General features: G+C 39.2%; 8 protein-coding genes. All 8 read left to right on the top strand.

The features are described from left to right. Positions 1-9 precede the first annotated feature (9 nt). The 8 genes from ACFSTA_RS01775 to ACFSTA_RS01740 all read left to right on the top strand — a co-directional run bounded on the left by ACFSTA_RS01775 (position 10) and on the right by ACFSTA_RS01740 (position 12,732). Positions 10-1,347, top strand: a complete 1,338-nt coding sequence (locus tag ACFSTA_RS01775; RefSeq protein ID WP_377554827.1) for an ABC transporter substrate-binding protein — start codon at positions 10-12, stop codon at positions 1,345-1,347. A 103-nt stretch (positions 1,348-1,450) separates the two neighbouring features. Further along, a complete protein-coding gene (locus tag ACFSTA_RS01770; protein ID WP_377554826.1) occupies positions 1,451-2,344 on the top strand; it encodes a carbohydrate ABC transporter permease in 894 nt (297 codons plus the stop codon). A gap of 38 nt (positions 2,345-2,382) precedes the next feature. Then, entirely contained in the window at positions 2,383-3,225 is an 843-nt protein-coding gene (locus ACFSTA_RS01765) for a carbohydrate ABC transporter permease (RefSeq protein WP_377554825.1), read from the top strand. Positions 3,226-3,629: 404 nt separating this feature from the next. After that, the gene (locus ACFSTA_RS01760; RefSeq protein WP_377554823.1) at positions 3,630-5,960 is read left to right on the top strand and encodes a hypothetical protein; all 2,331 of its coding nucleotides are present in this window, start codon (positions 3,630-3,632) and stop codon (positions 5,958-5,960) included. A gap of 243 nt (positions 5,961-6,203) precedes the next feature. Next, on the top strand, positions 6,204-9,416 hold the full coding sequence (locus tag ACFSTA_RS01755; protein ID WP_377554821.1) for an SNF2 helicase associated domain-containing protein: 3,213 nt from the start codon (positions 6,204-6,206) through the stop codon (positions 9,414-9,416). A 164-nt stretch (positions 9,417-9,580) separates the two neighbouring features. Beyond that, a complete protein-coding gene (locus ACFSTA_RS01750) occupies positions 9,581-10,582 on the top strand; it encodes a LacI family DNA-binding transcriptional regulator (RefSeq protein ID WP_377554819.1) in 1,002 nt (333 codons plus the stop codon). A 205-nt stretch (positions 10,583-10,787) separates the two neighbouring features. Beyond that, entirely contained in the window at positions 10,788-12,221 is a 1,434-nt protein-coding gene (locus ACFSTA_RS01745; protein ID WP_377554817.1) for an aldehyde dehydrogenase family protein, read from the top strand. 10 nt (positions 12,222-12,231) lie between these two features. After that, a complete protein-coding gene (locus ACFSTA_RS01740) occupies positions 12,232-12,732 on the top strand; it encodes a hypothetical protein (RefSeq protein WP_377554815.1) in 501 nt (166 codons plus the stop codon). The last annotated feature ends 103 nt before the right edge of the window (positions 12,733-12,835 follow it).

Here is a 12,835-nt window from a genome sequence, read left to right as displayed (position 1 = left end):
GTAATTTTTTTGAAGAAGTTATTTAGCTGCCGAATAATGTTATTATCTATTGCTATGTTCATGCTAATATTTGCTGTTGCTTGTTCGGATGGAGAAGAAACAGACAGCTCTGATGAAAATAGTAATAGTGATGGTGAAGTTTCAGGAGATTTAGAAATTCAATACTTTGTTGGTGGATATGGAGATTCATGGTGGAAGGAAGTCATTGCTGATTTTAAAGATGCCTATCCAGATGTAAACGTAATTGAACACGCAGGTCCTAATATTAATGATGAAATGCGATCGCGCTGGGTTTCTAATGATCCACCAGATGTAGTGTATATCGACGGAGCGGGGTCAAGTGAAACGCAAATGGTAGAAGATGGGCAATTGATGAATTTAAGTGAATGGGTAAAGGGTATTGAACTGGAAAATGGAGATCCATTAATTGATAGCTTTATTGTAGAACCAGCGAAATATGATGGGGAAATTTATTCTTTACCATTAGTATTTGATACATGGGGTACCTGGTATGACCGAGCTTTGTTTGAAGAAAAAGGCTATGAAGTACCAACTGATTTTGATAGCTTTATGAGTTCCATGCGAGAAATTAAAGAGGGAGAAGGAATTGATCCACTAGTAACATCTGGACAACATCCGTATTACTTCCTTCGCGGTATGTTGTACCCGGCATTTGGAGCAGCTGGTGGTGATGAATTATTAAGTGATGTCATTACTGGGGCAGAAGGTGCCTGGACAAGTGATGTTGTTTTAGAAACGATGAAAAAAGTAGAGCTTTTGGCAGAAGAAGGAATGTTTGATTCTGGATTAGGAGCATTAAACCATACTCAATCTCAAATGAATTTTTTACTACATGAAAATGCATTTGTACCTGTAGGTTTCTGGTTACCGAACGAAATGGCTAATGATACACCAGATGGCTTTGATTTCGGATTTATTCCTTCCCCAATGCAAGATGCTGGGGAGCCATATGCAATTGTTCCAGATTTACGTCCATTAGCAATAGCGGAAAATGCGGAAAATCCTGAAGCAGCTAAAGCTTTCGTAGAGTTTGCATTTACAAGGGAATATGCTATGTCCTTTTCAGAGCATACAGGAGCAATTATGAACTTAACTGGTGTTGACTTATCTGAAAGTGATGAAGTTCCTGTGTATTTAATGGAAGCAAATGCGATGATTAATGATCCGGAACAGGTTCAAATTTATCACAAACCACATCCAATAAGTGCTGATCTGGAAACACCGGTTGGAAATGCCTTAATGTCCTTAATGCTTGGCAATATGACGGCAGAAGAGTTTGTCGAAGAGGCTGAAAAAGCTGCTGCTGAATATCGCGGTAGTAATTAAAAATGAACATGATTAAGTAACTGCTAGTAAAGATCAGTAGGGGGACATATCTCCCTACTGATTTATCTTCCAAATTGTTATATTACGAAGAAGGAGTGATTGGATGGTACAGTCGAAAAAGCAAAAGTATACGTTTTTAGCTTTTTGTTTAGTTCCGACTTTTATTATGTTTGCGGTATTTACGCTTTATCCTTTGTTTAGTGGCTTGTACTATTCATTTTTTGATTGGTCTGGCTCTTCACAGAACAAAGAGTTTATTGGTTTTGCGAATTACATAAAATTATTTCAGGATGCAATTATCCCAAATACAATAATCCATGATTATTTTCTTGTAGTAACGAAGGTTATTGGCATTATGATTTTAGCGATGTTTTTTGCTGTTGCCCTTACACAATTAAAAATTAAAGAAGCACCATTTTATCGAATCATTTTTTTCTTTCCGAATATCATGTCCGTTGTTGTCATTGGGATACTTTGGATGTTTATATATAATCCCACCATGGGACTTGTGAATTCAGGTCTGGAGTTTTTAGGATTGGGATCTTTAGCAAGACCATGGCTTGGTAGTGAAACGTGGGCATTACCAAGTCTTGTTTTACCATCGATTTGGGCTGGGATCGGTTTGTTCATGCTTATGTTAATGGGTGGAATAGCGAACATTTCCAAAAGTTATTATGAAGCAGCAGAATTAGATGGGGCAAATGAATGGCAGAAATTTTGGAAGGTGACCTTACCACTAATATGGCCGCAAGTTAAGATTTCCGTTCTTTATATTGTAATTACCACATTGAATGGGTCTTTTATTATTGTACAGGTTATGACTGGTGGAGGACCAAATAACGCCACACATGTAATGGGTTCCTACCTATACCAGCAGGCATTTGTTCAGTATAACTTTGGGTATGGTTCAACGATTGGTGTTATGATCTTAATTCTTTCCCTAATTACTGTGTTAGTCTTACAATTTTTTATGCGGCGAGACAAAGTGGAATACTAGAGAGTTAATTTGTGTGAAATAGGAAGGAGGAAAAAGTCATGAAGCGTAGCATAAGTCAGATTTTGGGAAGAACAGGAATAAGAATTCCGTTAATCCTATGGTCCATTGCGGTATTATATCCGATTTTTTGGATGTTCGTCGGTTCTTTGAAATCGAATGCTGAGATTTATCGAAATCCATGGGGTTTTCCAGAAACCCTTAATTGGCAAAACTATGTCCAAGCTTGGTCAAATTATAATATTGATACAAGTGTTTTTAATAGTTTAATTGTAACATTAGTTGGTACGATGTTGACGCTTGTTCTTGCCATTCCAACTTCCTATGCAATTGAACGATTACAGTTCCGTGGCAATAGATTTTTGTTTACATTATATGTATCTGCCATGATGATCCCAATGGTATTAGGTTGGATACCATTGTTCTTTCTCTTAATGGACCTGAATTTGCTAGATAATATATTTGGTTTAGCTATAGTTTATGCTGTAAGCCAATTGCCGTTTACGATTTTTGTTCTAACAAGTTTTATTGGTACCATTCCTAGATCATTGGAAGAATCCGCTGCTATAGATGGGATGTCTCCATATGGTGTGCTGTGGAAAATAATTACACCACTTAGTATGTCCGGAATTATAACAGTGACGATTATGAATGCCATCCAATTTTGGAATGAATATTTCATGGCGTTAATCTTTCTACAAAACAAGGATAATTATACCTTAGCCTTGGCCATCGATTTTATTAGTAGTGAGGCCCAATATACGAATGCATGGGGCACCTTATTTGCAAGTCTAGTAATTGCAATCATACCCGTTATTATCCTTTACGCCATTTTCCAACAACGAATAGCAAAGGGAATGACAGAAGGAGCGATTAAAGGGTAGGGACGAGGGGTCAGTCCCTCTGACCCAATTTCCATTCCTCCTAGGGGGACGAGGGGTCAGTCCCCCCGACCCAATTTCCGCTCCTCCTAGACTTTTGACCTTCTCTCAGACTACATTCCTATTATCTATCGTATTTTTATTTTCTTTTAGATAAGAAATTAAAGCCAAAGTAGTAGGGAATTAGAACCCATTTTTAGATAATTCGAAATTTATTACCAATTCTATTGAATTGTCTTCCAACAATAATTATAATAGTTCCATGGATAATTTGAGTTGGAAAGGATGGTTACCTAGATTAATTTCTCATCCATAATGCTTCACTAGATCTGCTCGTTACTCTATTTAACACCCTGTAAATTGCAAAATGGAGATTCATGAATCTATTAATTTTGGAGGGATGTTTCGTGAAGTTGAAAAAGTGGCCAACTATTTTAACAGTGTTGACGTTAGTGGTTGTATTTGGTTCGGTAATTTTACTGCAACAACTATCGACTTCAAAGGTTACACAAGGGAACGTAGAAGATGAAGTTAATGAGGGAAAAGAGGAATTTATCGAGAAGGGACCGGGGAAACGAGACGATTGGTTTATGACCCAAAAAGGGTTTGAAGAAGATGTTATTCCTAGAGACGCTTTCCGTAAGGCTCGAGAACAGGCAAATGAATTAAAAAATGCGACTGCAAAAGAAGCTCCTGGAGCGTTAAATCAGGAGTGGGGTTTTAATGCACCGAGTAATATTGGTGGGCGTATAGTTGATGTTGTCGTTGACCCGAATGAAGAGGATACCATTTATATTGGTGCAGCTTCCGGAGGGGTATGGAAAAGTACAGATGCTGGAGATACGTTCGAAGTTGCTTGGGACGATAATTTAACGCAATCAATTGGAGCGGTTGAAATTACCAGCGAAGGAACATTATTTGTAGGAACTGGGGAAGCTAATCCTGGTGGAGGAAGTATTGTTTATGGTGGTTCTGGGGTTTATCGTTCTACAGATGGTGGAGAGAGCTGGGATGATATCGGGCTAAAAGAAACCAGTTCTATTGGTAGAATCATGGCAGACCCAGAAGATCCCAATACTGTTTATGTGGCTGCTACTGGACCTCTATTCCATGATGGTGGAGAACGAGGATTATACAAAACAGAAGATGGTGGAGACTCTTGGGAATTAATCCTGGAAGGGGAAAACCTTACGACAGGTGCTATAGATATTGCCATCGATCAAAGTGATGCAGATACCATATTTGTAACAATGTGGGATCGAATCCGATATCCTAGTGGCAGACAATACAGTGGAGAAGGAACAGGGATTTATCGTTCCACGGATGGTGGAAGCACTTGGGAACAGTTAACCGATGGACTACCAGATGGGGATCTCGGAAGAATGGGTATTGCAATTTCTGAGAGTAATCCAGACCGTGCGTATTTGACTGTTATTCAACCTAGTGGATATTTTGAAGGGTTCTATATTACCGATGACGGTGGAGATTCCTGGGAAAAGGCTGATCATAATAATCGCCTAGCAAACTCTCAATCATCTTTTGGTTGGTGGTTTGGTCGTAACTACGTAGATCCAAATGACGAGGATCATGTTTTTGTTTCTGGAGTTAGTTTACTAGAGTCGACTGATGGTGGCGAAAATTGGAGTCAATCTAACGGAAGAGAAGTACACGCAGACCAACATTCCATGGCATGGGATCCTAAAGTGCCAGGAAGAGTTTATTTAGGAAATGATGGCGGTGTATATCGTTCAGAAGATAACGGTTCTGTAACGAACGAATGGTTTAAAGCAACCTATGAACCATACACCCAGTTCTATACCCTTGCTGTAAGTCATCAAGATCCATCAAGGCTATCAGGTGGAACCCAGGATAATGGTTCCATTCGATCATGGGGAGATGGAGAAGTCGACTGGAATAATTATAATGGCGGAGATGGACTAGAAAACCAGATAAACTATGAAGACAATAATTGGGTTTACGCATGTTATCAGTATGGTAACTGTTCTTGGTCAGATGATGGCGGGGAAACAATGAATAATTTTACACGAAATACGGTTTCAGACCGTCGTAACTGGTTGTCGCCGCTTGAGTTTGATCCAAACGATCCTTCCATCATGTACTATGCAGGGAATATTGTAAACAGATCAACTGATGGAGGGAAAACTTGGGAAGCCATCAGTCCAAGTCTTTCTGATGCGGAAAGCATAGATAACTATCCATATGGTACAGTTACCACTCTTGCCGTTGCTAAATCTAATAGTGATGTTATATATGCAGGAACGGATGACGGTCGTCTTTGGACGACAAAAGATCTTGGCGAAAATTGGACCGAAATAGAGGATGAAGATTTACCAGGTCGTTGGGTTACAAGAGTTGCAGTTGATTCCAAAAATGAGGATATTGTTTATGCGACTTTCTCAGGATTTCGTGCAGCAGAGGATGATGCTCATGTCTTAAAGAGCCGTGACGGTGGAGAAACATGGGATGACATTAGCTCTAACCTTCCAGATGCACCTGTAAATGACATTGTGATTAATCCAAAGAATCGTAATACAATTTATGTAGCAACAGATGTTGGGGTTTATGTTTCACCAAATGGAGGTAAAAAATGGTATAGCCTAGGAGAAGGTATTCCATTAGTTGCAGTAACAGACTTAGAGTACCATGAACCAACAGGTGTATTACATGCAGCAACATTTGGTCGCGGAGTTTACGAAGTAGAACTTCGAGGCTGGTAATATAAAGGTATAGGAAGTAACAGTCAGCTGTTCCCTTTGGGAGCAGCTGACTTTATGTAAGTATGGGACGAGGTGGTGGGACGAGGGGTCAGTCCCTCATGCCCCCCTGCTCGGGGTTAAGTGGGTTAAGGGGTCTGACCCCTTAACCCACCGACCCCTTAACCCACCCAACTGGCGAGTTTTTTCTGTTCGTGATAAATTATAGAGAGAGTATAGTTCGGTATGGTAAAAGGAGCCAACCCCATGCAAATAAAATTAAACCAAAACATCATCAAAGAGCGATGTGGGGCTGTTTCCTTTAAAAGAGGGGACGCCTTTTACCGTAACGGAAAAGTGAAAATGGACAAGGTAGCTCCCGATTCTTTACATGCTACGGTTTTCGGAACAGAGGATTTTCACGTTCATCTCGAGAAAAATAAAAGTGGATTGGAAGCTACTTGCAGCTGCCCTTCGCTTTCTTCTTTTCAGAAAGATTGTCAACATATTGCTGCAGTGTTAATCGCATTGCATTATCACCAGCAAGAAGAGAAGCGTGATGCTAGTGTACAGATGTCATCAGACAAAGCAGACGGAGAACTTTCGGAGGGATTGTTACAATTATTTCAAACGTCTAAACAAGCTCCATCAAGCGGCCAACAGCTCCATTTTGAAAATAGAAAAGTCCTTGATCTCTCTTTTTTCTGTAAAGTGGTTACTTTGGACGAGGGGAATGATATGTTGGGTATCGAAATGTCTGTCGCATCACAGAGAATCGTTGATATACGTGAGTTTCTTGAAAATGTAAGAAAAGGGAAAAGGCATTTCATTGCTCCAGAAATCATATACGACCCAACCAAGCATTGTTTTGACCCAGAAAACGATGCTGTGATTCAACAGCTTATTCTGATCATGGATGATGAAAAAATATATCGTCGTGCAATGCCTTCTAAGGCTAACATTCCAACGAAAAAACAAATGCTAATCGTTCCAGCATCATCGTGGAAAACATTGGAACCCTTATTGTTACGTGCACCACAAGTAACCTTACAATATAATGGGAGAAATTTTCTTGGTTTTCACGTTTCGGATGATCATTTACCACTAGCCTTTGTATTTACGGGGAATCAGGACAGTGGATATCAACTGGTTATCGATGGGCTAAGTCAAATGGTGGTCTTAAAGGAATATGATACTGTCCTATATGGTGGAAAAATTGTAGCGGTAAAACGAGATGAATCAGATCGTCTATACGAATTGAAGAAAATGATAGAGTATTCTGGGACGAACGAAATTCCAATACCTAATCATCAATTGAAATATTACATGGAAAAGCTTTTGCCATCCTTAAGGAAAATGGGGGAGGTTCACTTATCAGGTGATATTACCGCCGAATTACAGAAAACACCGCTGCAGGCGAAGCTTTACGTAGATCGTGTGAATAATCGTTTGCTCGCCGGCCTAGAGTTTCATTACGAAAATGTAGTTATTAACCCACTGGATCATAGGCAACCGAGGGTCGGTTCCATGATTATACGGAATATGGAGAAGGAAGAAGAAATTCTGCACTTGATGGAAGAGAGCCAGTTTAGTCGGACGGAGAGTGGGTACTATCTTCAAAATGAAGAATTGGAATATAACTTTTTGTATCATGTCCTGCCGAAATTGCAAGAACGCGTAAACGTGTATGCCACGACGGCAGTGCGAGCGCGTATTATCCCTAAAAGCACTATACCAAAGATTAAAGTGAAGCATAAAAAGGAGCGGACCAACTGGCTAGCATTTACGTTTGAGATGGATAGTATTCCGGAAAAAGAGATCAAAGAAGTTTTAGCAGCACTGGAAGATAAGCGAAAATATTATCGGCTACGAGATGGTGCTTTGCTTTCTTTAGAGACAAGAGAAATGGAAGAGATCAAGCGTTTCTTGCATGCGGTGCCCGAGCAGGATGATGAATGGGAAAAGGAATTTGAAGTACCTATTGTAGAAGGACTTCGGCTACTGAATGCTATGGAAGATAGTGATGCTTTTTCACTGGAAGCATCTTTCCGTGAATTTCTTGCAAACATTCGTCATCCAGATCAATTACAGTTTACAGTACCGAAACAGTTGGAAGGGGTATTACGAAACTATCAAGAGCAAGGATTTAAATGGTTGAAATCCCTTGCTAAATATGGGTTTGGAGGGATTCTTGCTGACGACATGGGGCTTGGCAAGACGATTCAAAGTATTGCATTTATGTTATCCGAACTCCCTACGATCCGTGAACGTAAACGTCCAGCATTGATTGTATGTCCTTCGTCTGTTACCTATAATTGGCAAAGTGAAATCATGAAATTTGCCCCAGACATTGAGGCACTTATCATCGATGGCAAAAAAGACGATCGGGTGAAGCTCCAAAACGAGATTGATAATATAGATGTGATCATTACGAGCTATCCGTTGTTGCGTAGTGATATTAACTGGTATAAAGAGCAGGAATTCCATGTTATATTTTTTGATGAGGCGCAAGTGTTTAAAAATCCATTAACGCAAACTGCCCGTACGGTGAAAAAACTCCAGGCGAAACATCGTTTTGCTTTAACGGGTACGCCAATGGAAAATGCACTTGAGGAGCTTTGGTCCATCTTTCACGTTGTTTTTCCTGAGTTATTCTTAGGGTTAAGGGAGTATAGTAACTTAACGACGAAAGAAATTGCTCGCAGGATCCGTCCATTTATGCTTCGTAGGATCAAAGAGGATGTACTGGATGAACTACCAGAGAAAAGGGAAGAAATTGATTCTACTGAGCTGTTTCCCGAACAGAAGAAACTATATGCTAGTTATTTGGCCAAGCTACGGCATGATACATTGAAACATTTGGATAAGGAAACTATTCGGAAAAATCGAATCAAAATCCTTGCGGGTATCACACGCCTCAGGCAGATTTGTTGTCATCCAGGATTGTTTGTAGATGGATATGAGGGAAGTGCAGCAAAATTTGAGCAGTTGAAGCAGATTGTAGAGGAATCAAGAAGATCCGGTCGGCGATTATTGATATTCTCTCAATTTACGAAGATGCTACAATTCATTGGGCAAGAATTAGCATTTGAAGGGATACCATATTTCTATTTGGATGGACAAACGCCATCTGAGGAAAGAGTCGATCTATGTAATCAATTTAATGATGGCGAACGTGATATCTTTCTAATTTCCTTAAAAGCAGGTGGGACAGGACTTAATCTAACTGGTGCGAATACCGTTATTTTTTATGATAGCTGGTGGAATCCTGCCGTTGAGGAACAAGCAGCCGATCGAGCGCATCGCATTGGACAGAAACAAGCAGTTCAAGTTATTAAGCTTGTGGCAAAAGGAACAATAGAGGAAAAAATGAATGAATTACAGGATAAAAAGCGACATTTGATAGAAGAAGTAATCGACCCAAATGACGAACGACTCGAAACACTAACAGAAGAAGATATCCAAGATTTATTGGGGTAGTGGGACGGAGGGTCAGTCCCCTTAACCCACCCCAACCCACCGGGAGGGACTGACCCCTCGTCCCAGACCCCTCGTCCCACTCTGTCCCATTTTCGGAAAATTGTTGACAATGAATACGTTTTCATTTTATCATGTATTTATAGAATTTATTTTAGGAGATTGTTATGATTTCATCAAAAGATGTTGCCAGGCATGCTGGTGTATCCCAAACGACTGTGTCCAGAGTATTGAATAACCCAGAAAAAGTGAATAAAGATACGCTTGAAAAGGTCAATCAGGCGATGAAAGAATTAAATTATCGCCCAAATTCTATTGCTAGGTCGTTGGTTAACAAGAAAACGCGGTCAATCGCGCTTTTATCGGGTCCGTTACATAATCCATTCTTTGTAGAAACGACAACATCTATTGTCAATTACGCAAAAGAAAAAGGTTTTAATGTAAATGTGCACTTTGAAAACTTTGGTGATAACATGTCTGTTTATCAGGATGTACTTAGTCACCGAGTGGATGGGATCATTTTATCTTCTATCTTGTATGATGACCCAATTTACGAGCAATTGAAGCAGTTGGACACTCCATTCATTATGTTTAACCGAAAGCATAAACAAGTTGGCCATTATGTGGAAATGGACAATGTTCAGGCTGGTCGTCTAGCAACAGAACACCTAATTCAGCTAAATCACAAGGATATTGTTTGGCTCGGTGGTCCATTGAATATGACCACGTTTCAAGGTAGATACGAAGGATTTAAGCAAGCTCTGGAACAGAAGCAATATGCGATCAACCCTGACAATATCATTATTACCGATACGAGCAAACAAGCAATCTTTAAAGAAATTGGTTCGATTCTATCCCGTAAAAATCGCCCTACAGCTATTTTTGCTGCAACCGATTCGATTGCTATTTATGTTATAGACTTTCTAATTCAAAAAGGGTACAGTATCCCGAATGATATTAGCGTGATAGGTGTTGATAATGTAGAGTTAAGTCGCCATCATTCATTTCAATTGAGTACAGTCGGAACAGTGGATGACACAAACCTTGGTAGAATTGCTATTGAATATTTAGTGGATCTTATTGATGATAAAGTTCCACAAAAAAAATCTTTTGTACAAGAAACATTAGAGACTAGGTTATTTGATCGAACTACCACAAAGAAGATTTAATGTGCATGTTCAGGAGCTACCAATAACAAATGAGGGCATCGGTACAATGGTGTTGGCTATTTTCGTAGATTTTATTATCGCGATTAAATGTTTAAATTTTTTTGTACCGAATTATCCCGAATTTACTTTTGACACCAAAGAAGTTATATTTTTTAGCGTTTATGAATACGTATGCATAAAAGAAAACAATTTAGGAGGAATTAAAGTGTATAAAACCGAATCATACTTAAACAAACTTAGGGAATCATCAATGAATACGTATCCATTAATTAATCCACATACACGTGAAAAAATTATGGATATTCCCGAATGTAGCAATGACCAAATGGTAGCGGCAATAGCAAATAGTAAAAGAGCTTTCCATAAAATGAAAGCGCTATCCTCGGAGGAGAGGTCACTTATTTTAGATAAGGCTAGCGATATTATTGCACAAAATAAAGATGATTTTGCGAAAACCATTACTCTCGAGTCAGGAAAACCAATCCGTTTTTCCTTAGGAGAAGTTGATCGCACTGTCCAGACTCTAAAGTTTGCTTCATTGGAAGCAAGAAAGTTAGAAGGGGAATCAATCCGACTAGATGCTGCAACCAATGGGGAAGGAAGAGATGCTTATACCATTTATCAACCAATTGGTGTCGTCGGTGCCATTACACCTTTTAACTTTCCACTTAATTTAGTTACTCATAAGGTTGGTCCTGCGCTTGGTGTAGGCAATACGATCATCGTCAAACCAGCGGAAAAAACTCCGTTATCCGCGATAAAACTAGCTGAAGTTTTAACAGAGGCCGGACTACCAAAGGATGCTTATCAAGTTATTACTGGAGATGGGCCACGACTTGGCAAGGTGCTTATCGATCATTCTGATGTACAAAAAATATCATTTACCGGAAGTCCTCAAGTAGGTAAGATGATTAAATCACAAGCAGGTTTGAAAAAGATAACCCTGGAGCTGGGTAATAATTCGGCCTTATATATCGACAAAAGTGTCAGTCACAAGCTAAAGGAAATAGCAGAAAAAGCAGTAGTAGGAGCCTTTTCTTACAATGGTCAAGTATGTATCAGTACACAACGGATTTATGTACATGAGGAAGTAAGGAAGGAGTTTTTACACTATTTTAAAGAAGCGACAGAATCATTAACATATGGTGATCCAAATGATCCAGCAACAGATTTATCCGGTGTTATTGATGAAAAATCTCAAAATCGAATTTTAGCGTGGATTGAAGAAGCGGTTGCTGAAGGTAGTGAATTAGTTACTGGTGGTAAGAAATTCGAAAACGGAATAAGCCCAACTATTCTTGTAAAAGTTTCTCCTGAGGCAAAGATATCTTGTAATGAAGTGTTTGGTCCGGTGGTTTTAGTTAACTCCGTAACGAGTGCAGAGGATGCGCTAAAAGAAATGAACAATAGTCCATATGGGCTCAATGCCGGTGCCTTTACGTATGATCTACCTCAAGCATTTAAGCTTGCCCATGAGTTAGAAGTAGGCCAAGTGTTGATCAATGACTTGCCGACATTACGTTTTGATCACATGCCATATGGTGGATTGAAATCTTCCGGATATGGCTATGAAGGAATCAAATATGCAATGCGAGAAATGGCCCATATGAAATTTATTAGCATGAACTATTCTTTTTAGGCGGTGAAATATGTATACATTTTCATTTGATGAAGCAAGAAAAAAAGTGCCGGAATCAACTTTAGTATTTTATCCCTATCAAGTGACCGAATGGGAAATCGAATATAAACCATTACCTTTTATGAAGCTTCGCACAGAAAAGAAACAACTAATTTCTAACCTTACGAAGAAAGAAACGAGCTTCTTTGAATGGAATACTGACCAGTTTATCCCTTTTTCAAATGAATACTCAAATCAAGTTCTTCCAAAATGTTACTCAGAACAAGAGTTAATGGAAGTAGGCTCTCACTTTTTGAAAAATAATTACCTACACAAAAGAAAGGTCTGGTCGTATCCACAGTTAACATTGATACATTCTTATTTTCTATATATTCCATACCTTATTTACCAAAAAAAGATTAAGGGGGTTGATAAAACTGTTATTTTAGAGCCTTTCACTGGTAGTGAGGATTTGTTAGATAAGTATAAGGAGGTAAGGGACTACCTAAACAAACAGGAGGTGATAATATGACTTTCCTATATATAATGATTGGTGTTTTAGTTACAACTTGGGTAGGAATGGCCATTGTCTTGTTTAAAACAAAATTACTAGATAAATAGAGGGGAGAAGGTTT

It is taken from the genome of Ornithinibacillus salinisoli (assembly GCF_042684965.1).
Lineage (GTDB): Bacteria > Bacillota > Bacilli > Bacillales > Amphibacillaceae > Ornithinibacillus > Ornithinibacillus salinisoli.
This window is presented reverse-complemented; position numbering and strand designations above follow the sequence as displayed.

Coding starts and splice junctions, on each gene's coding strand:
- ACFSTA_RS01765 (WP_377554825.1), top strand. CDS start 2,383: ATGAAGCGTAGCATAAGTCAGATTTTGGGAAGAACAGGAATAAGAATT.
- ACFSTA_RS01770 (WP_377554826.1), top strand. CDS start 1,451: ATGGTACAGTCGAAAAAGCAAAAGTATACGTTTTTAGCTTTTTGTTTA.
- ACFSTA_RS01750 (WP_377554819.1), top strand. CDS start 9,581: ATGATTTCATCAAAAGATGTTGCCAGGCATGCTGGTGTATCCCAAACG.
- ACFSTA_RS01740 (WP_377554815.1), top strand. CDS start 12,232: ATGTATACATTTTCATTTGATGAAGCAAGAAAAAAAGTGCCGGAATCA.
- ACFSTA_RS01755 (WP_377554821.1), top strand. CDS start 6,204: ATGCAAATAAAATTAAACCAAAACATCATCAAAGAGCGATGTGGGGCT.